This window comes from Actinomycetospora sp. (genome assembly GCF_036497585.1).
GTDB lineage: Bacteria > Actinomycetota > Actinomycetes > Mycobacteriales > Pseudonocardiaceae > Actinomycetospora.
In genome coordinates, this window is sequence record NZ_DASXJD010000043.1 from 1 (window position 1) to 17,315 (window position 17,315).

Below are 17,315 nucleotides of genomic sequence, written 5' to 3' on the forward strand. Positions count from 1 at the left end.
CAACCGCTCCGAGCGGTTCATAACACCGGACCGGCCCACCGGTCACGGTCTACATCCCGCCGGCCGGAGCCCCCACGATCAACTCAACCCCCGACCCCATGCCTTCGGGCATCGGGCGCAGCCCGGCTAGTGCTCACGAGCGCGGAGCGCACCTACCGGGCCTTGATCTCCTGACGGGCGACCGAGCGCAGGTGCACCTCGTCGGGCCCGTCGGCCAGGCGCAGCGCCCGCGCCCAGGCGTAGGCGTAGGCGAGCGGGAAGTCGTCGGACACCCCGGCCCCGCCGTGCACCTGGATCGCGCGGTCGATCACCGCGCAGGCCATCCGAGGGCAGATCACCTTGATCGCGGCGATCTCCGTCGCCGCGCCGCGCGAGCCGACCTCGTCGATGAGGTACGCGGTCTTGAGCACCAGCAGGCGGGCCTGCTCGATCTCGATGCGGCTCTCGGCGATCTGCTGCTGCACGACGCCCTGGTCGGACAGCGGCTTGCCGAAGGCGATCCGGTCGTTCGCGCGGCGCACCATCGCGTCGAGGGCGCGCTCGGCCATCCCGATCAGGCGCATGCAGTGGTGGATGCGGCCCGGCCCGAGGCGCGCCTGGGCGATCGCGAACCCGCCGCCCTCCTCGCCGAGCAGGTTCGAGACCGGCACCCGGACGTCGGAGAACTCGAGCTCGCAGTGCCCGTGCTGGTCCTGGTAGCCGAAGACGGGCAGCGCGCGCGTGATCGTCAGGCCCGGGGTGTCCCGCGGGACGAGGACCATGGACTGCTGGCGGTGGGTCGACGCGTCGGGGTCGGTCTTGCCCATGACGATGAAGATCGCGCAGCGGGGATCGGACGCACCCGAGATCCACCACTTCCGGCCGTTGATCACGTAGTCGTCGCCGTCGCGGCGGATCGAGGTCGTGATGTTGGTGGCGTCCGAGGAGGCCACCGCCGGCTCGGTCATCGCGAACCCCGAGCGGATCTCGCCGGCCAGCAGCGGCGCGAGCCAGTCCTGCTTCTGCTCGGCGGTGCCGAACAGGTGCAGCGTCTCCATGTTCCCGGTGTCGGGCGCCTGGCAGTTGATCGCCTCCGGCGCGATCACGGGCGACCAGCCGGTCACCTCGGCGACCGGGGCGTACTCCAGGTTCGACAGGCCGGACTCGGAGGGCAGGAACAGGTTCCACAGGCCGCGCTCGCGGGCCTCGGCCTTGAGCGTCTCGAGCACGGGAGGTGTGTCGTGCTCGGCCGGCGTCCCGCGCCGCGCCTCACGCCAGGACTCGTACTCCGCCTCCGCCGGGAGGATCGACTCGTCGAGGAAGGCGCGCATGCGCTTGGTGTAATCGTCCGCCACGGCGCTGGGTGCGAAGTCCACGCAACGGAGCGTCCCACCGGTCGGCGCCGCCCGCGAGGCCTCCCGGGGCGGGCCGTCCCCTCGACCCGGAGGACCTCCCCGGAAATTCCCGGCGATCACGGGGCGCGCAACCGCACCTGCGCCCCTAGACTCGCCCGCCGTGACGCAATTCCGGATCGCCGAGGCAGCCCGGCTGCTCGGCGTCAGCGACGACACCGTGCGTCGCTGGACCGACGGCGGCGCGCTGCCCGTCGAGATCGACTCCAGCGGCCGCAAGGTCATCGCGGGGGGCGACCTGGCCGGGTTCGCGCGGGCCCAGGCCCACGCCACCCCGGATCCCTCCGGGGTCGGCCGGTCCGCGCGGAACCGCTTCGTCGGGCTGGTCACGGACATCCAGAGCGACAAGGTCATGTCGCAGGTGGAGATGCAGTGCGGCCCGCACCGCGTCGTCTCGCTCATGAGCACCGAGGCCGTGCAGGAGCTCTCCCTCGAGGTGGGCTCGCTCGCGGTCGCCGTCGTCAAGGCCACCCACATCATCGTCGAGACCCCTGGAGGCACCGCGTGAGCACGCAGCCTTCCCCCCGGACGGCGCGTCGCAGTGCCGTCCTCGTCGCGGCCCTCGCCGCCCTGCTCGGGCTGGCCCTGGCCGCCTGTGGGGGGTCGGGCTCGTCCGACCAGGCCCAGCAGGACCCGCCGAAGACGCTCACCGTCTCCGCGGCCGCCTCACTCACCGAGGTCTACCAGGGGCTCGCGCAGCAGTTCCAGGCCGCCAATCCCGGCGTCACCGTGAAGTTCAACTTCGGCGGCTCCGACCAGCTGGCCCAGCAGGTGGTGCAGGGCGCCCCCGCCGACGTCCTCGCCACCGCGAGCACCAAGACGATGCAGACCGCGGTGCAGGCCGGCAAGATCCAGGGCGAGCCGGTCGTCTACGCGACCAACAAGCTGCAGATCGCGGTCGCCCCGAACAACCCCAAGCAGGTCGCCCAGCTGGCCGACCTGACCAAGCCCGGCGTGACCTCCGTCGTCTGCGCCCCCGCCGTGCCCTGCGGCGCGGCCGCCGTCGCCGCCGAGAAGGCCGCGAACGTGACGCTGAAGCCGGTCAGCGAGGAGCAGGACGTCAAGGGTGTGCTCACCCGGGTGGAGACGGGCAACGCCGACGGCGGCCTCGTCTATGTCACCGACGTCAAGAGCGCGGCCGGCAAGGTCACCGGCGTCGACTTCCCGCAGGCCAGCGCCCAGGGCGTCACGCAGTCCTACCCGATCGGCGTGGTCACGGGCAGCGCGGATCCCCAGCTCGCGCAGTCCTGGGTGAGCTTCGTGACCGGGCCGCAGGGCAAGGCGGCGCTCCAGCAGGCGGGTTTCACCACGAAGTGAGCGGGGTCCCCCGCGTCCTGTGGGTGCCGGCGGCGCTGGCGTGGCTGCTGGTCGCGGTCCCGGTCGCGGGGCTGATCGTCCGGGTCGACCTGTCGAACTTCTTCGGTCTGGTCACCTCGCCGGCGGCGCTCGCGGCCCTGTGGCTCTCGCTGAAGACCGGGCTCGCGACGATGGTCTGCTGCCTGGTCCTCGGCGGGCCGCTCGCGATCGTCCTCGCCCGCTCGCACCTGCCCGGGCTGCCGTTCATCCGGTCGGTGGTGCTGCTGCCGCTGGTCCTGCCGCCGGTGGTCGGCGGGCTGACGCTGCTGTTCCTGCTCGGGCGGACCGGACCGGTCGGCGGCTTCCTCTACGACCGCTTCGACATCACCGTGCCCTTCTCGACGACGGCGGTGGTGCTCGCGCAGACCTTCGTCGCGATGCCGTTCCTCGTGGTGTCGCTCGAGGGCTCGCTGCGCACGGCGGGGGAGCGCTACGAGGCGGTCGCGGCGACCCTCGGGGCCTCCCCGGTGACGACGCTGTGGCGGGTGACCGTCCCCGTCGTCCTGCCCGGGCTGCTGTCCGGCAGCGTGCTCGCCTTCGCCCGCGCGCTCGGCGAGTTCGGGGCGACGATCACCTTCGCCGGCTCGCTCCAGGGCACCACGCGCACGCTGCCCCTGCTCATCTACCTGCAGTCCCAGGACGACATCGACGGCGCCGTCGCGATGTCACTCGTCCTGGTGGTCATCGCGATCGTGGTGATCGTCGTCAGCCGCACCCGGGACCTGCGGTGAGCCGCCTCGACGTCGACGTCACCGTGGTGCGGGGCTCGTTCGAGCTCGACGTCTCGCTCGAGGTCGCGAGCGGCGACGTCGTCGCGGTCCTCGGCTCCAACGGCACCGGCAAGTCGACCCTCCTCGGCGCGCTCGCCGGACTGCACCGCCCCACCCGCGGCGAGATCGTCCTCGGCGGACGCACCCTCACCTCGCCGACGGTCGCGATCCCGGTGCACCGGCGCCACGTCGGGCTCCTGAGCCAGCAGGCGCTGCTCTTCCCCCACCTGTCCGCGCTCGACAACGTCGCCTTCGGGCCGCGCTCGACGGGTGCCGGACGGCGGGTCGCGCGCGCCACTGCCGAGCGCTGGCTCGCCGAGGTCGACGCCACCGAGCTCGCGGGTCGACGCCCCGCGCAGCTCTCCGGGGGCCAGGCCCAGCGCGTCGCGATCGCCCGGGCCCTCGCGTGCGAGCCCGAGCTGCTGCTGCTCGACGAGCCGTTCGCCGCCCTCGACGTGGACGCCACCCCGGCGGTGCGCTCGCTGCTGCGCCGGGTCGTGCGCGCGACCGGGGTGACGACGCTGATGGTCACCCACGACGTCCTCGACGCCGTCGTCCTCGCCGACCGCATCGTGGTGCTCGACGCGGGCCGCATCGTCGAGTCCGGGACGACGACCGAGGTGCTCACCCGGCCGCGGTCGGCATTCGCGGCCCGGATCGCCGGGCTCGACCTGGTGCCCGGTCGGTCGTCGGCGGACGGGCTGGTGACCGGTGAGGGCACCGTCGTCGCCGGCACCCACCCGGAGCCGGTCGACGACGGCGAGCGGGCGGTCGCGCTCTTCGCGCCCGCCTCGGTGGCGGTGTTCCGCGACAAGCCCGACGGGTCCCCCCGGACGACGCTGCCGGTCCGGCTGGCCGCGATGGAGCCGCACGGGGAGCTGGTCCGGCTGCGCGCCGCCACCGTCGACGGCGGGCCGGGCTGGGTCGACGGGCTCGCCGCCGACGTGACCCCGGCGGCGGTCGCCGAGCTCGGCGTCGAGCCCGGCGACCAGGTGTGGTTCGCGGTGAAGGCCGCCGAGGTGACGGTGCACCCGGCAGGGCGCTGAGTCCGAGGTCCCGCCACCGCGGTCCCGACGCCCCCCATCGCGCACCGAGGGGAGCCTTCGTGGGCGTAGAGCGGCCGGATCCTCCCCTCGCACCCCGGCCGTGGCGCTGCTGTGAGCGGATCGGCGCTGCCCGCAGCGGAGATCGTGGCGGGGCGGGCTCGCCTGGCGCGACGGTGGGCGCATGAGCGAATCGACCTCCGGGACCTTCTCGACGGAGCTGCGGACCCACCTGCTCCGCCACCGGGTGCTCGTCCTCGACGGCGCCCTCGACGACGACAACGGCACCGCACTCGCCGGCCACCTGCTCAGCCTCGCCGCGGAGAACGACCGGGCCGACATCGCGCTCTGGATCCACTCGCCGGGCGGCTCGGTGCCCGCGATGCTGGCCATCCGCGACGTCATGCGCCTGATTCCCTGCGACGTCACGACGCTGGCGCTCGGTCTCGCGTGCAGCGCCGGCCAGTTCCTGCTCTCGGCGGGCACGTCGGGCAAGCGGTTCGCCCTCCCGCACGCCAAGATCCTGATGCACCAGGGCTCGTCGGGCATCGGCGGATCGGCGGTCGAGGTGGAGGTGCAGGCCAACGACCTGCGCCACACCCGCGACACCGTGCTCGGCCTCATCGCCGAGGACACCGGTCAACGGCCGGAGCGGGTCTTCGAGGACTCGCTGCACGACCGGTGGTTCACCGCCGAGCAGGCCCGGGACTACGGCTTCGTCGACGGGATCGTCTCGGACTTCGACGAGGTCATGCCGGTCCGCCGGCTCCGCGGGGGCATGGGGGTGGCGGCATGAGCACCTACACGATTCCGAACGTCATCACCCGGGACGCGCGCGGCGAGCGCGTCGTCGACGTCTACTCCCACCTGCTCTCCGAGCGGATCGTCTACCTCGGCACCGGCATCGACGCCGGGGTGGCCAACGCGCTGATCGCCCAGCTGCTCCACCTCGAGGCCGACGCCCCGGAGCAGGAGATCTCGATGTACATCAACTGCGAGGGCGGTGACACCGCGGCGATGCTCGCGGTCTACGACACCATGCAGTACGTCCGCGCCCCGGTGGCCACGACGTGCGTGGGCCAGGCGGTGGCCGCGGGGGCGGTGCTGCTCGCGGCGGGCGCGCCCGGACGGCGCTCGGCGCTGCCGCACACCCGGGTGGTGCTGCACCAGCCGGCCGCCCAGGGCCGGGGCGCGATCCCCGACCTCATCCTGGCCGCCGACGAGGTGGTGCGGGTGCGGGCCGAGATGGAGGCGATCCTCGCGAAGCACACCGGCCGGGACACCGACACCCTGCGCCACGACACCGACCGCGACCTCGTCCTCACCGCCGCCGCGGCCCGGGATTACGGGATCGTCGACCAGGTGATCGAGTTCCGGTAGGTGCGCTCCGCGCCGGTGAGCACTGTCCGGGGTTATGACCCCGGAAAGTGCTCACCGGCGCGGAGCGCACCTACGCCGCGAGCAGGACCGGACCCCGGGGGCCGCCCCCGCGGGCGAGGTCGGCGTGGGCGAGCCGCACGATCTCGCGCAGTGGCACCCCGAGGGCTCCGGCGGCGGCCGCGAGCATCTCGCTGGACGGATCCTTGCGGCCGCGCTCGAGCTCGGAGAGGTACTGCGGGGACATCCCGGCGCGCTGGGCGGTGTCGGCGAGCCGGTCACCCCGGGCCCGCCGCAGGTCCCGAAGGCGCCGTCCGACGACCTCCCGCCACAACGGCTCCGCCTCCTCCGCCGGCGCTCGCAGCGATGGAGGCGGTGCCGGGGCGGGAGCGCTCCGACGACGGCTCTCGAGTGGGATGACCTCGCCCATGCGGGGAAGGTAGGGGACGCCGGGGCCTCCGTGACCGGGATTCCGCTGCCGGCGAACGACGGGGCACCGCCGTGATCACGACCCGTGTGGCGTGTCCCGGCGCCGGTTGGGCGTGTCGCCACCGAGGTCGCGATCACGGTCCGGAGATCGCGCTGAGCCGCTCAGGTGTCCGACGGCCCGCCGAACAGCGGCTCGTCGACCGAGCGGATCTCCTGGCTCGGCAGCCCGCCCGGGTGCTCGCGACGCACCCGGTCCAGGGCGGACAACGCGATCCCGAGGTGCTGGCGCTTCGAGGCCTCGTAGAACTGCTGCGCGCCGGCGGAGAGCTTGGGCGATCCGTGCAGCGGCTTGTCGGAGACGCAGAGCAGCGTCGCGTTCGGGACGCGGTAGCGGAAGCCGTTCGCAGCGATCGTCGCTGACTCCATGTCGACCGCCACGGACCGGGACGCCTGCATGGCGGCCAGGGTCGTGCGTTGGTTGAGCTCCCAGTTGCGGTTGTCCGTGGTGTGCACGGTGCCTATCCGGTACTCCGCACCCGCCCCCTCGAGCGCCTCGAGCAGGAAGGTGTTGAGCCGGTGGTTGGGGATCACGGGGACGTTGAGCGGCAGCACCTCGTCGAGCACGTGGTCGAAGCGCTGGTAGCCCGTGGCCAGCACGAAGTCGCCCTTCTGCTGGTGGTTCCGCAGGCCCCCGCAGTGCCCGATCATCAGCATCGTGTCCGGGCGGAGCACCGCGACGTGGTCGGTCGCGGTCTTGGCGTTCGCCGGCCCGACCCCGATGTTGACCAGCGAGACGCCGTCGCCGTCGGGGGTGAGGTGGTGGTAGGCGGGCATCTGCGCGCCGTGGCGGTCCGGGACCACCGCGTCGGGATAGCGCTCCAGGAACGCCTCCACGTGCATCGCGTAGTTGGTGAAGAGCACGTGGCGCTGGAACGCCTCGGCGGAGGTGCCGGTGTAGTGGCCGAGCCGGTCGACCGAGAGCCCCATCCGCTCGGGCCCGAAGAGGAAGAGCTTCTTGGAGCGCACGTCGACGCGGTCCTCGTCGAGGGCGGCGAAGAACGAGGGATCGTCGAACCCCAGCGCCGGACGGGCCGGGCGCACCGTGATCCGGGCCCCGGTGCGCAGCAGCGCGGCGAGCTCGCGGTGCAGGTAGCGGCGGATGGCGTGGGTGCGGGAGAACTCGCCGGTCAGGCGCGGGTTGACCGCCGACCACGGCCGCACGACCTCGATCGTCGAGTACCAGCCGTCGTCGTCGATCGCGGCGAGGGTGTCGACGAGGCCGGCGACGGTGCCGTCGACCTCTCCCGGCGCGAGGGTCGCGCCGTCGACGCCGGCGCTCGTCGAGGTGCCCGCGGAGGTGGTCGCCGTGCCCGACGCGGCCGTGGAGTTCTGGACCGTCACGGGGCCGATCGTGCCAGCCACGCGGCGTGCCTCCCGCCCAGGACGCCCCGCGGACCGGAGGGTGCGCCGAACGTGTCGGCGCGGGCATAGTGAGGCAGACCACGATCGTCACGCCTGGAGGTTCACCCCGGTGAGCGCGCCCGCCGTCCCGTCACTGCCCTCGTACGCCTCGGGGATCTCCGACGAGCCCCTGCTCGGGGACACCATCGGCGACAACCTCGACCGCACCGCGGCCCGCGTCCCCGACGGCGAAGCGCTGGTCGACCGCGCGCAGGGGCTGCGCTACACGTGGGCCCAGTTCGTCGCCGAGGTCGACGCACTGGCCGTCGGGCTGCTCGACCTCGGGATCGAGAAGGGCGAGCGCGTCGGGATCTGGGCCCCGAACTGCGCGCAGTGGACGCTGCTGCAGTACGCCACCGCGAAGGTCGGCGCGATCCTGGTCAACATCAACCCGGCCTACCGCACCCACGAGCTGGAGTTCGTGGTCAACCAGGCCGGCATCCGGATGCTGGTCGCCGCGCGCTCGTTCAAGACCTCGATGTACGCCGAGATGATCGAGACGGTGCGGCCGAACTGCCCGGCGCTCGAGCGCGTCGTCATCACCGACACCGAGGAGTGGGCGGCGCTGTTCGTCCACGACGGCGACGGGGCGAGCGAAGCGACGGGGACCAGCGGGGTCGGCCGCGTCCGCGAGCGGGGGCTCCAGCTCTCCGCGGACGACCCGATCAACATCCAGTACACGAGCGGGACCACCGGCTTCCCCAAGGGCGCCACGCTGTCCCACCACAACATCCTCAACAACGGCTACTTCGTCGGCCGGCTGTGCGGCTACACCGAGGTCGACCGGGTCTGCATCCCGGTGCCCTTCTACCACTGCTTCGGCATGGTCATGGGCAACCTCGCGTGCTCCAGCTCGGGCGCGACGATGGTCATCCCGGCACCGGGGTTCGACCCGACGCTCACCCTCGAGGCGTGCGCCGAGGAGCGCTGCACCAGCCTCTACGGCGTCCCGACGATGTTCATCGCCGAGCTCTCGCTGCCGAACGCCGACGACTACGACCTCGAACCGCTGCGCACCGGGATCATGGCCGGGTCGCCGTGCCCGGTGGAGGTGATGAAGCAGGTCGTCGACCGCTTCGGCATGACCGAGGTGACGATCTGCTACGGCATGACCGAGACCTCGCCGGTCTCCACCCAGACCCGCGCCGACGACTCCCTGGACCGCCGGGTCTCGACCGTCGGCCGCACGTTGCCCCACCTCGAGTCGAAGATCGTCGACCCGGAGACCGGGCTGACGGTGCCGCGCGGCACCCCGGGCGAGCTCTGCACCCGCGGCTACTCGGTGATGCTGGGCTACTGGGACCAGCCGGAGAAGACCGCCGAGGTGATCGACCAGGCCCGCTGGATGCACACCGGCGACCTCGGGGTGATGGACGACGAGGGCTACGTCAACATCACCGGCCGGATCAAGGACATGGTCATCCGCGGCGGCGAGAACGTGTACCCGCGCGAGATCGAGGAGTTCCTCTACACCCACCCGGACATCCTCGACGCGCAGGTCATCGGGGTCCCCGACCAGCGCTACGGCGAGGAGCTCATGGCGTGGGTCCGGCTGCGCGACGGGGTCTCCGGGCTGACCGCCGAGCAGATTCGCGAGTTCGCCACCGGCAAGCTCGCCCACTACAAGATCCCCCGCTACGTGCACGTGGTCGAGGAGTTCCCGATGACGGTGACGGGCAAGGTCCGCAAGGTCGAGATGCGTGCCGAGGCCGTCGAGCTCCTCGGCCTGGGGCAGGGGAGCCCGACCGCCTGAGGGCCGCGGCTGGCAGGTGATCCGGGCGCGTGATCGTCTCCGGTTCCCGGTGGCGCTCGCGGGCTACGATGGACGCACGCGCTCCGGCACCTCGCCGGGGCGCGTTCTCATGGACGAGAGAACGGGTGAGCACGGTGCCGACCGGCAAGGTCAAGTGGTACGACGCCGAGAAGGGCTTCGGCTTCCTCTCCCAGGAGGAGGGGGCCGACGTGTACGTGCCGAAGGGGTCGCTCCCGCGCGAGGTGGAGGCGCTGAAGTCCGGTCAGCGCGTCGAGTTCGGCATCGCCGAGGGCCGTCGCGGACCGCAGGCCCTGCAGGTCCGGCTCGTCGACCCGCTGCCCTCGGTCGCGGAGGCCAAGCGCCGCTCGCCCGACGAGCTCCACGGGCTCATCGACGACATGATCAAGCTCCTCGAGGCGAAGGTGCAGCCCGACCTGCGTCGCGGCCGCTACCCCGACCGCCGCAACACCAAGCGGCTCGCCGAGGTGGTCCGGGCCGTCGCCCGCGAGCTCGAGGGCTGAGGGCCGCGGGGCTCACCCGCTGACGAGCACCCAGGTGGAGCGGGTCGAGAACAGGCTCCCCTGGGCCGTCACGGTCTGGCTCGCCCCGAACTGCTGGACCTCCACGCGCTGCAGCCGCCAGCGCGGGTCCGGCAGGGTGAGCCGGAACTGCCCGCGGGCGTTCGGCGGGAACACCTGGCTGCGCCCGCTCTGCTGGGCGCCGTTCTCGTCGACGTAGGTGAACGCGACCTGCCAGGGCGTCGCCAGGACGGCGTCGGGGACGGTGAGGTCGACCGCGGTGCCCGGGGGCAGCGGGAGGGCGACGACGGCGGACGGGTCGTTGCGGCAGTCGGTGACCCGCACGTCGCAGTAGACGGTGGGCTGCGCGGCTCGCGTCTGCCCGTCCGCGGCGAAGGTGACCGCGCCGGGGGAGTCGGGCCCGGAGGTCAGGACGAGGGCGACGACGACCGCGGCGACGACGACCACGATCGCGACGACGGCGGCCCACACCCACCGCGGGACACGGCGGAGCCGGGCGAGCCGCCCGGCGCCGTCGCGCTCCGGTGGGCGGGAGTCCTGGTCGGACACCGTCACGACGCCGTCCGGCGGTGCGGGATCAGCGAGCGGCCGCGCGTGGTGAGCACGGTCTGCACGGTACCGACCGCCAGGACGCCGCTGATCACGGTGAACCCGAGCCACCACGTCGGCGGGAGCAGCACCCCCAGCGCCCCGCCGAACACCCAGGAGAGCTGCAGGATCGTCTCGGAGCGCCCGAACGCCGAGGCGCGCGCGGCCTCGGGCATGTCGCGCTGCACGACGGCGTCGAGGCACACCTTGAGCAGCGCCGACGCGGTCGCCGCGACGAGCGCGACGACGGCCGCCGTCACCACCCCGACGAGGACGGCGGCGACCACCGACGCGGCGAGGCCCGCACCCAGGCCGGTGACCAGGACGGTCCCGGGCCGGTCGAAGCGTCGTCGGGCGCCGAGCGCGTTGCCCAGGAAGCCGCCGGCGCCGGCCGCGGCGCCGACGACGCCGAGCAGCAGCAGCTGGCGTCCCGGTGTGCCCTCGGTCTGGTGCTTGATCACGAACGCGGCGAACAGGGTGAGGAAGCCGGTGAGGGTCCGGATGGTGCCGTTGGCCCAGAGCGCGGTGACCACGTGCGCGCTCATCGGCACCCGGCGGACGCGGCGCCGCGTGGTCCCGGGGCGACGGATGAGGGTGGTCACCGCCTCGCCCTCGGTCACCTCCACCCACGAGGGGATCCGCAGGCACAGCCACACGCCCACCCCGCAGATGACCGCGGTCAGCCACGCGGCGCCGGGGGAGCCGAACAGGTACGCCACCCCCGCGCCGATCGCGCCGAACACCCCGGAGGCGACGAGCCCGAAGACCGTCAGCCGGGAGTTGGTGGTCACCAGCGTGATGCCCGGTGGCAGTACCCGCGGCGTGACGGCCGCCTTGAGCACCCCGAAGGACTTGGAGAGCACCAGGATCCCGAGTGCCGCGGGGTAGAGCGCCCAGGTGTCCATGAACAGCGCGAGCACGACGGCGAGCGCGCCCTGGCCCGCCGTCGACGCCGCGAGGGCCCAGCGGCGACCGCGCTGGATGCGGTCGAGCAGCGGGCCGATCACCGGCGCGATCACCGCGAACGGGGCCACGGTGATGAGCAGGTAGAGCGCGACCTTGTCCTTGGACTCGGCGCTGGCGGCGGAGAAGAAGAGCGTGTTGGCGAGGGCGATGGCGAGGGTCGCGTCCGAGGCGTAGTTCGCCATCCACGCGTAGGTCAGGGCCGTCAGCCCGGACCGGTCGGCCCCGTCGGCCGAGGCCGCCCGGTGGAAGGCGCTCACGCCCGCTCGCGTGAGGTTGCGCGTGCGCCAGGCGGCGACCCGGGTGACGGTGATCTTCTTCGGCCCGGGGTCCTCGGAGGTGTCGGCGTCGGGTTCCCGGTGTTCCGGCTCCCAGGGACCCCGGTCCCCGCTCCGCCTCCGGCCCGACTGGTCGAGCTCCGCTGCGCTCCGTCTCCGGCGACCCGCCGACCACCCCGGACGGCCCGGCCGGCCGGGGTCGGAGGAGGGCTCGGCACGGGTCACGTCCCCATCGTCGCCCACGACGCCCGGGGAAGGGCCGAGGCCGTCAGGGCGTTCTCGTAAACTGGAATCGATCGCTTCACGCTTCTGCGAAGGGCTCTGGTGTCCCCCTCCGACACGTCGCTCGTGTCCGCCCCCCTGTCGGGTCTCGCCTCGGCTCTCCTGGCCGACCCCGGTCTGCGCTCGGTCGTCGACGCCGCGGGTCGGGACGCCGCCGTCGAGGGCCCGACGGCGCTGCGCCCGCTGCTGGCGGCCGCGCTGGCGGCGGACCCGGGTGGTGACGACGGCGGCGCCGGGCGCACCGCGCTCGTCGTCTGCGCCACCGAGCGCGAGGCCGAGGAGCTGGCCACCGCGACCGGTGACCTCCTCGGCGAGGACACGGTCGCCTACTTCCCGAGCTGGGAGACCCTGCCGCACGAGCGGCTCTCGCCGCGGGCCGACACGGTGGGCCGCCGCGTCGCGATCCTGCGCCGCCTGGCCCACCCGGAGCTCGACCCGCGCGGCCGGCTGCACGTCGTCACCACCGCGACCCGCAGCCTCATCCAGCCGCTGGTGCCGGGGCTGGGCGACCTCGAGCCCGTCGTCCTGCGCGAGGGCACCGAGATCGAGCTGGAGACGCTGGCCGAGCGCCTGGTCGACCTCGCCTACGCGCGCGTGGAGATGGTCGAGAAGCGCGGCGAGTTCGCGGTGCGTGGCGGGATCGTCGACCTCTTCCCGCCCACGGCCGAGTCGCCGGTGCGCATCGAGTTCTGGGGCGACGAGGTCTCGGAGCTGCGCTGCTTCTCGGTGGCCGACCAGCGCTCACTGCCCGACGCCGCGGGCGCCCGCCCGAGCGAGGTCGTCGCGCCGCCCTGTCGCGAGCTGCTGCTCACCGCCGACGTCCGGGAGCGCGCCGCGCAGCTCTCCCGCGAACACGTGGCCACCGGGTCCTTCGGCGGGGAGCAGGCGCTCGCGGAGCTCCTGGGCAAGGTCGCGGCCGGCATCCCCACCGAGGGGATGGAGTCGCTGATCCCCGCGCTGCTGCCGGGCGACCTCGTCACCCTCCCGCAGTTGCTGCCCGAGGGCGGGCACGTCGTCGTCTGCCACCCGGAGCGCGTCGAGCGCCGCGCGGCCGACCTGGTGCGCACCGGTCAGGAGTTCCTCGAGGCGAGCTGGCTCGTCGCGGCCGACTCCACGCAGGGCCGCGCGCCCATCGACCTCGGCGCGTCGGCCTACCGCGACATCGACGCCGTCCGGTCCGCCGCCCACGCCGCCGGGCACCCCTGGTGGACGCTCTCCAGCCTCGCCACCGACCCCGAGATCGAGGACGACTCCCACACCCGCGACGGGGTCCGGGTGGTGCGCACCGGGCTCACCGGGGTCGAGTCCTACCGCGGCGACTGGGAGAAGGCCGCCGTCGACCTGCGGGCCCACGCGGCCGCGGGCGGCGCGGCGCTCGTCGTCGTCCCCGCCACCGGCACCGCCCAGCGCGCCGTCGAGCAGCTCCGCGAGTTCGTCGGCGAGGACGTGCCCGTCGTCCAGCTCGCCGACGCCGACCGCGCCTCGCCGAAGCCCGGCACCATTGCGGTCGCCCGCGGGCAGCTCGGCGACGGGTTCGTCGCCCCCGAGAGTCGGCTGGTGCTGCTCACCGAGGCCGACCTCACCGGCTCCCGCGCCGGCACCGGGTCCACCCCCACCAAGCGCGCCGCGGTCAAGCGCCGCAACGCGGTCGACCCGCTGACGCTGCAGGCCGGTGACTACGTCGTCCACGCCCAGCACGGCATCGGCAAGTTCGTCGACATGACCCAGCGGACCACCGGTACGGGCCGGGCCGCGACCACCCGCGAGTACCTCGTGCTGGAGTACGCGAGCTCCAAGCGCGGCCAGGCGAGCGACCGGCTCTTCGTGCCCACCGACCAGCTCGACCAGGTCAGCCGCTACGTCGGTGGCGAGCTGCCCACGCTGAACAAGCTCGGCGGTTCGGACTGGTCGAAGACCAAGTCGAAGGCCCGCAAGGCGGTGCGCGACATCGCCGCGAGCCTGGTGCAGCTGTACGCCGCCCGGCAGGCGGCGCCGGGACACGCGTTCGCCCCCGACACCCCGTGGCAGCGCGAGATGGAGGACGCGTTCCCCTACACCGAGACGCCGGACCAGGCCTCGGCGATCGACGAGGTCAAGGCCGACATGGAGAAGGCGGTCCCGATGGACCGCGTCGTCTCCGGCGACGTCGGCTACGGCAAGACCGAGATCTCGGTGCGGGCGGCGTTCAAGGCGGTGCAGGACGGCAAGCAGGTCGCGGTCCTGGTCCCGACGACGTTGCTGGCCCAGCAGCACCTGCAGACGTTCACCGAGCGCATGCGCAACTTCCCGGTGACGGTCAAGGGCCTCTCGCGGTTCACGCCGGGCAAGGAGGCGGACGCGACGATCCGCGGGCTGGCCGACGGGAGCGTCGACGTCGTCGTCGGGACCCACCGTCTGCTGCAGACCGGGGTCACGTGGAAGGACCTCGGCCTCGTCGTCATCGACGAGGAGCAGCGCTTCGGTGTCGAGCACAAGGAGCACATCACCGGGCTGCGCGCCCACGTGGACATGCTCTCGATGTCCGCGACGCCGATCCCGCGCACGCTGGAGATGAGCCTCGCCGGCATCCGCGAGCTGTCGACGATCCTCACCCCGCCCGAGGAGCGGCACCCCACGCTGACCTACGTCGGCGCCTACGACGAGAAGCAGGTGGCGGCCGCGATCCGCCGCGAGCTGCTGCGCGACGGTCAGGTCTTCTACATCCACAACCGGGTGGCCTCGATCGACGACGCTGCAGCCAAGCTCCGCCGGCTCGTGCCCGAGGCGCGCATCGCCACCGCCCACGGGCAGATGCCCGAGGAGCGGCTCGAGCGCACCGTCGGCGAGTTCTGGGAGCGTGAGCACGACGTCCTGGTGTGCACGACGATCGTCGAGAACGGCCTGGACATCTCCAACGCCAACACGCTGATCGTGGAGCGCTCGGACGCGCTGGGCCTGTCCCAGCTCCACCAGCTGCGCGGCCGGGTCGGGCGTGGCCGGGAGCGCGGCTACGCGTACTTCCTCTACCCGAACGACAAGCCGCTGACCGAGACCTCGCACGAGCGGCTGGCCACCATCGCGCAGCACTCCGAGCTCGGCGCGGGCACCGCGGTCGCGATGAAGGACCTCGAGATCCGGGGCGCGGGCAACATCCTCGGCGCCGAGCAGTCCGGCCACATCGCGGGCGTCGGGTTCGACCTGTACGTGCGCCTCGTCGGCGAGGCCGTGGAGGCGTTCAAGGCGCACACCGGCGCGGGCACGGACGGCGAGGAGCCGATGGCGGAGGTCCGCGTCGACCTCCCGATCGACGCCCACGTGCCGCATGACTACGTCGACACCGAGCGGCTGCGCCTCGATGTCTACCGCAAGATCGCCGAGGCCGCCGACGGCCCGGCGCTCGACGCGGTGCGCGAGGAACTGGTCGACCGCTACGGCGAGCCGCCGACACCGGTGACGAACCTGCTCGCCGTCGCCGCGTTCCGGCACGCGTGCCGGCGCTACGGCATCACCGAGGTCGCCGGGCAGGGCAACCTCATCCGGTTCGCGCCGGTCGACCTGCCCGAGTCGGCGCAGATGCGGCTCAAGCGGCTGCACCCCCGGGCCCAGCTCAAGGCGGCGTCGCAGACCCTCTCCCTGCCCAAGCCGACCGAGGGCCAGTCCGGGGCCGGCGGGCAGCGGGGCCCGGTCAAGATGGGTGCCCCGCCGCTGCGCGACCTCGAGCTGCTGGCCTGGTGCGAGCAGTTGTTCGTCGCGCTGTACGGCGAGCGATCGGCGGCGTCGAGCCCGGACGAGGTCCCGGCGGGGGCCTGACCGGGGGCTGCCGGTGACAGCAACGGCACCCTATCGGCGTGCTCCCCTTCTTCTGGCGTCAGATGCCGGGACGGCGCCGTTCACCCGCAACGGCCGGGCCGCGCCGGCGACAGCAACGGCACCCTATCGGCGTGCTCCCCTCCTTCTGGCGCCAGACGCCAGGCCGGCGCCGTCCACCCGTCGCGGCTCAGGCGAACGGCCGGAACCCGGACCCGTAGCCGATCTCGCAGAACTCGGCGTCCGGGGCCTCGCGTGCACCCAGGGGCGTACCCGCGTTCGGCGGGCGTTCACGCGCGGGTGACGCCCCTAGGGTGCCGGGCGTGACGCGACTCGCCCTGCTCGCCACCGGAGGCACGATCGCGACCCGCGCGACGGCGGACGGCCGCGCCGTCGCGGTGGACGCGGCCGAGCTGCTCGCCTCGGCCCCGGTCCCGCCGGGGGCCGAGGTCACGACGACGGACGTGGCCGGCCGGCTGTCCTTCGCCGCGGGGCTCGACGACCTCGCCGCCCTCGCCCGCACGGTGCGCGAGGCGGCGGCCGGGCACGACGGCGTCGTCGTCACCCACGGCACGGACACCCTCGAGGAGACCGCCGCGCTGCTCGCGCTCACCCACGACCGCACCATCCCGGTGACGATCACCGGCGCCCAGCGCCCCGTCGACGACCCCGCGCCCGACGGACGCGGCAACCTCGGGGCCGCCCTGCGCTGGGCCGCCCACGGTCGACCCGGCGTGACGGTGACCTTCGCCGGGCAGGTGCTGCCCGCGATCGGCGTCCGCAAGGTCCACGCCGCCGCCCTGACCGCCTTCGCCGCCCCAGGACGCGGCCCGCTGGCCGAGGTGGACGAGGCGGGCGTCCGCGAGCACGCCGTCGCCCCCGACGCGTCCCTCGGCGACCCGCCCGACACGCTGCCGCGCGTCGACGTCGTCGCCCAGTACGTCGGCGCGGACGCTCACGCCCTCGACGCCGCGGTGGCGGCCGGGGCCCGCGGGGTGGTCGTCGCGGGGTTCGGCGCGGGCAACGCCACCCCCGCCGTCGTCGCCGCTGCGACGGAGCTGCTCGGACGCGGGGTGCCGGTGGCGGTCGCGAGCCGGACCGGGGCCGGCCCGGTGGAGGGGCTCTACGCCGGCGGCGGCGCGGAGCTGGCGCGGGCGGGAGCGCTCTTCGCCGGCGACCTCTCGCCCTGGCAGACGCGGATGCTGCTCGCGGTGGCGCTCGCGACGGCGCCCGACGACCCGCTCGGGGCCGCCCGGGCGTGGACCGCGCGGGTCGGCGTCACGCCCTCCTGAGCACCTC

15 protein-coding genes are annotated in these 17,315 nt (G+C 73.7%); 10 read left to right on the forward strand and 5 right to left on the reverse strand.

From position 1 onward, the window contains the following. Positions 1-152: 152 nt before the first annotated feature. Entirely contained in the window at positions 153-1,355 is a 1,203-nt protein-coding gene (locus VGH76_RS04095; RefSeq protein WP_331555337.1) for an acyl-CoA dehydrogenase family protein, read from the reverse strand. A gap of 139 nt (positions 1,356-1,494) precedes the next feature. Here VGH76_RS04095 and VGH76_RS04100 point away from each other — a divergent pair, with 139 nt between their 5' ends. The 6 genes from VGH76_RS04100 to VGH76_RS04125 all read left to right on the forward strand — a co-directional run bounded on the left by VGH76_RS04100 (position 1,495) and on the right by VGH76_RS04125 (position 5,940). Next, positions 1,495-1,899, forward strand: a complete 405-nt coding sequence (locus VGH76_RS04100) for a TOBE domain-containing protein (RefSeq protein ID WP_331555338.1) — start codon at positions 1,495-1,497, stop codon at positions 1,897-1,899. Continuing rightward, positions 1,896-2,708 carry a molybdate ABC transporter substrate-binding protein gene (gene modA / locus VGH76_RS04105; protein ID WP_331555339.1) on the forward strand — a complete coding sequence of 271 codons (813 nt, stop codon included), beginning with the start codon at positions 1,896-1,898 and terminating at the stop codon, positions 2,706-2,708. Before VGH76_RS04100 ends, modA begins: the two co-directional genes overlap by 4 nt. After that, entirely contained in the window at positions 2,705-3,478 is a 774-nt protein-coding gene (locus tag VGH76_RS04110) for an ABC transporter permease (RefSeq protein ID WP_331555340.1), read from the forward strand. The genes modA and VGH76_RS04110 overlap by 4 nt, the downstream gene beginning before the upstream one ends. Next, positions 3,475-4,563 carry a sulfate/molybdate ABC transporter ATP-binding protein gene (locus VGH76_RS04115; RefSeq protein ID WP_331555341.1) on the forward strand — a complete coding sequence of 363 codons (1,089 nt, stop codon included), beginning with the start codon at positions 3,475-3,477 and terminating at the stop codon, positions 4,561-4,563. The genes VGH76_RS04110 and VGH76_RS04115 overlap by 4 nt, the downstream gene beginning before the upstream one ends. Before the next feature lie 181 nt (positions 4,564-4,744). Then, positions 4,745-5,356 carry an ATP-dependent Clp protease proteolytic subunit gene (locus VGH76_RS04120; RefSeq protein ID WP_331555342.1) on the forward strand — a complete coding sequence of 204 codons (612 nt, stop codon included), beginning with the start codon at positions 4,745-4,747 and terminating at the stop codon, positions 5,354-5,356. Further along, entirely contained in the window at positions 5,353-5,940 is a 588-nt protein-coding gene (locus VGH76_RS04125) for an ATP-dependent Clp protease proteolytic subunit (protein ID WP_331555344.1), read from the forward strand. The genes VGH76_RS04120 and VGH76_RS04125 overlap by 4 nt, the downstream gene beginning before the upstream one ends. A gap of 70 nt (positions 5,941-6,010) precedes the next feature. Here VGH76_RS04125 and VGH76_RS04130 read toward each other — a convergent pair whose 3' ends face one another. Beyond that, complete coding sequence (locus VGH76_RS04130; protein ID WP_331555345.1) at positions 6,011-6,367, reverse strand: helix-turn-helix transcriptional regulator; 357 nt, start codon at positions 6,365-6,367, stop codon at positions 6,011-6,013. 161 nt (positions 6,368-6,528) lie between these two features. Continuing rightward, positions 6,529-7,767 (reverse strand): AMP nucleosidase, encoded by a 1,239-nt coding sequence (locus VGH76_RS04135; RefSeq protein WP_331555346.1) that lies wholly within the window; start codon positions 7,765-7,767, stop codon positions 6,529-6,531. 130 nt (positions 7,768-7,897) lie between these two features. Here VGH76_RS04135 and VGH76_RS04140 point away from each other — a divergent pair, with 130 nt between their 5' ends. Together VGH76_RS04140 and VGH76_RS04145 are read left to right on the forward strand one after the other, a co-directional pair. Next, entirely contained in the window at positions 7,898-9,580 is a 1,683-nt protein-coding gene (locus tag VGH76_RS04140; protein ID WP_331555347.1) for an AMP-binding protein, read from the forward strand. A 134-nt stretch (positions 9,581-9,714) separates the two neighbouring features. Further along, complete coding sequence (locus VGH76_RS04145; RefSeq protein WP_169182663.1) at positions 9,715-10,101, forward strand: cold-shock protein; 387 nt, start codon at positions 9,715-9,717, stop codon at positions 10,099-10,101. Positions 10,102-10,113: 12 nt separating this feature from the next. On the opposite strand, the gene VGH76_RS04150 is transcribed toward VGH76_RS04145, so the two are convergent. Then, on the reverse strand, positions 10,114-10,674 hold the full coding sequence (locus tag VGH76_RS04150) for a DUF2771 family protein (protein WP_331555348.1): 561 nt from the start codon (positions 10,672-10,674) through the stop codon (positions 10,114-10,116). After that, entirely contained in the window at positions 10,671-11,930 is a 1,260-nt protein-coding gene (locus VGH76_RS04155) for an MFS transporter (RefSeq protein WP_414637665.1), read from the reverse strand. Before VGH76_RS04155 ends, VGH76_RS04150 begins: the two co-directional genes overlap by 4 nt. A 366-nt stretch (positions 11,931-12,296) precedes the next feature. Here VGH76_RS04155 and mfd point away from each other — a divergent pair, with 366 nt between their 5' ends. After that, the gene (gene mfd, locus VGH76_RS04160) at positions 12,297-16,019 is read left to right on the forward strand and encodes a transcription-repair coupling factor (protein ID WP_331555350.1); all 3,723 of its coding nucleotides are present in this window, start codon (positions 12,297-12,299) and stop codon (positions 16,017-16,019) included. Positions 16,020-16,339: 320 nt separating this feature from the next. Beyond that, complete coding sequence (locus VGH76_RS04165) at positions 16,340-17,308, forward strand: asparaginase (RefSeq protein WP_331555351.1); 969 nt, start codon at positions 16,340-16,342, stop codon at positions 17,306-17,308. Positions 17,309-17,315 lie beyond the last annotated feature (7 nt).